Source organism: Massilia sp. BGA-UO-ETr-WB1, assembly GCF_059567845.1.
On record NZ_JCAQOT010000015.1, the window covers coordinates 1 to 2,958 of the forward strand.

At 61.8% G+C, this 2,958-nt stretch carries 1 protein-coding gene and 2 rRNA genes; all 3 read left to right on the top strand.

What is annotated here, in order from left to right:
* Nucleotides 1-109: ribosomal RNA gene (rrf, locus tag AC56DV_RS03745) — 5S ribosomal RNA — on the top strand; the annotation flags it as partial.
* A gap of 159 nt (nucleotides 110-268) precedes the next feature.
* On the top strand, nucleotides 269-2,653 hold the full coding sequence (locus AC56DV_RS03750) for a penicillin acylase family protein (protein WP_496312965.1): 2,385 nt from the start codon (nucleotides 269-271) through the stop codon (nucleotides 2,651-2,653).
* Nucleotides 2,654-2,895: 242 nt separating this feature from the next.
* A 16S ribosomal RNA gene (locus AC56DV_RS03755) occupies nucleotides 2,896-2,958 on the top strand; the annotation flags it as partial.

A 2,958-nucleotide genomic window follows, 5' to 3' on the forward strand; every position in this document is an offset into this window, starting at 1 on the left:
ATGACCATAGCAAATCGGTCCCACCCCTTCCCATCCCGAACAGGACCGTGAAACGATTTTGCGCCGATGATAGTGCTGCAACCAGTGTGAAAGTAGGTTATCGTCAGGCTAGTTATATGAAAAACCCCCTCCGGTGATCCGGTGGGGGTTTTTTGCGTTTACAAAGCTTCCGGCGAAGGGCGTTTAGCGTCGCACTGATTGAGCTTGCGCAAACCGGAGTTAGGCTTAGGCAGCGATGATGTTTCGACCTACTGTCGAAAGGTCGCATATGAAACTGCTCAGCCCGCTCCTACTGTGCGCCGCCTTGCTCGCCGCCTGCGGCGACAAGCAAGCACCCGTCACCGCACCGCCGCCGCCCCAGCCCGCGCCCCGCTTCAGCGCGGACCTGGCGCGCACCACCCACGGCGTCGCCCATATCCGCGCCGACAACTTCATTGGCCTCGGCTATGGCATGGCCTACGCCTACGCCGAGGACAATGTCTGCATGCTGGCCGACAGCATGCTGACCGTGCGCGGCGAACGTTCGCGCTACTTTGGCGGCGGCGCCATGCCCACCAAGGGCGCCGACGGCGAATACAGCGTTGCCATCGACTATCTCGACGAGCATGGCTTCGACTTGAAAAACGAGGACAGCGATTTCTTCTTCAAGGGCTATCTCGACCTGGAGCAACTGCGCGCCGGCTACACCGCCGGCAGCCAGGAGATCCGCGATCTGCTGGAGGGTTATGCCGCCGGCTACAACCGCTACCTGCGCGACCATGCCGGCGCGCTGCCCGCCGCCTGCAACGGCAAGGAATGGGTGCGGCCGATTTCGGTGGACGACCTGTATTTGCTGGTTGCCGAAAAAGCGCTGCATGCGTCCGGCCAGATTTTTGCCAAGGAAGTGCTGGCCGCCGCGCGCGATCCCGGCACCCCGCTGGCGCGCCGCCGCGCCAGCAAGGCTGCGCCCAATCCCGCCATGCTGGCCGGGCTGTTCAAGCCGCGCATGGCCAGCAACGGCCTGGCCATCGGCAAGGAAGCTAGCCAGAACGGGCGCGGCATGTTGCTCGGCAATCCGCACTATCCATGGACCAGTACCGACCGCTTCTACCAGGTCCATCTGACCGTGCCCGGCTCGTACGATGCGATGGGCGTCATGCTGGGTGGCTTGCCGATTGTCGTGATCGGCTTCAACAAGGACGTGGCGTGGACCCACACCGTCACCAAGGCGGCCCACTTCACCACCTTCCGCCTGGCGCTCGATGCCGCTGATCCCACCGGCACCACCTATATGGTTGACGGCGTCCCCTTGAAGATGAGCGCGAAAACGGTGGCCGTCGATATGCTGCAGGCGGACGGCAGCATCGCCACCAAGCGCAAGGTCTTCTACTTCAGCAAGCACGGCGCCGTGATGGTCAAGCCGGAGGCCGGCGTTAACTGGGGCGCGACGCAGGCCTATGTGCTGGCGGACGCCAACCGTAACAACACGCGCCTGCTGGAGCAGTGGCTGGCCATGGGGCGCGCAACCAGCATTGCCAGTATGAAGAGCTCGCTTAACCGTATCGCCGGACTGCCTTGGGTGAACACCATTGCCGCCGACCGAGACGGCAATACCATGTACGCGGATGCCAGCGCGGTGCCGGCGGTCGCCACCGAGCGCTTCCTGTCCGACTGCCTGGTGTTCCCGGCGCTGCTGGCTTTCGATGGCGCACGCACCAGTTGCGGCTGGGCGCAGGAGGACGGCGCACCGGAAGGGATATTCAACCCGGTCAATGCGCCGGCGCTGATGCGGAGCGACTACGTGGCCAACTCCAACGACGGATACTGGCTGGCCAATTCGAAATCGCTGTTGCTGGGGCCGCCGCCGTTCGGCTATTCGCCAATATACGGCTCGGTCGGCATCGAGCAAGGACTGCGCACCCGCATCGGCTTCAGCCAACTGGACGCGGCGCTGGCGTTGAAGCCGCAGCTGGCGCCGGACGACTTGCGGGGGCTGCTGTTTGCCAACCGCATCTATGCGGCGGAACTGGTGCTGCCGGATCTGCTGGCCGGCTGCACCGGCGCCGACGCTACGCTGGCCGCCGCCTGCCAGGTGCTTGCCGCATGGGACCGGCGGGCGAATCTGGACAGCCGGGGCGCCATCCTGTTCCGCGAATTCTGGAACACCGCCGCGCATATCCCGAACCGGTGGCGCGTGGCGATGAATCCGGAAGACCCTGTCAACACGCCGCACGGCGTGGCGCCGTCGGCCATGCCGGCGATGCTGAATGCCTTGCGGGCGGCGGCGCTGAGATTGCAGGCAGCGGACGTTCCGCTGGATGGCAGGCTGGGAGATTACCAGGCCGATATCCGCAATGGCGTTCGGGTACCGGTGCACGGCGGCATCGGCGATATCGACGGTTCTTATAACTCCGTTCATATGGGAACGGCATTGGGCGCGGACGGTTATCGGAATATCGTGTGGGGCACCAGCTACATACAGCTGGTGAGCTTCGATGCGGCGGGGCCGGTTGCGCAGGGTTTGCTGGTGTATGGGCAGTCGACCGATCCCAGGTCGCCGTACTATGGCGACCAGGTGCCGCTGTACTCCGCCAAGCAATTGACGCCGATGCCATTCACCCAAGAGCAGATACGCGCCGACAGTAATTATCGGAACAGGGGGTTGACGGAATGAAGCTCAAGCCCCATACTCTCATTTCTCTGCTGCTGACGAACAAAACGCTTCGTTGGAAACGGCAGGTTCTTTAAAAATTAACAGTCGATAAGTGTGGGCGTTTGATGATGATGCCGGAGGCGCAAGCCTCTTAGCTCAAATTATTAAACGCTCAACGAAAAAATTAAACGTGACCTTCGAAAGAAGGAATCGTCAGTTATTTTGAAGAGCGACCAAGTCAGCAATGACTTTAAACAGAGATTGAACTGAAGAGTTTGATCCTGGCTCAGATTGAACGCTGGCGGCATGCTTTACACATGCAAGTC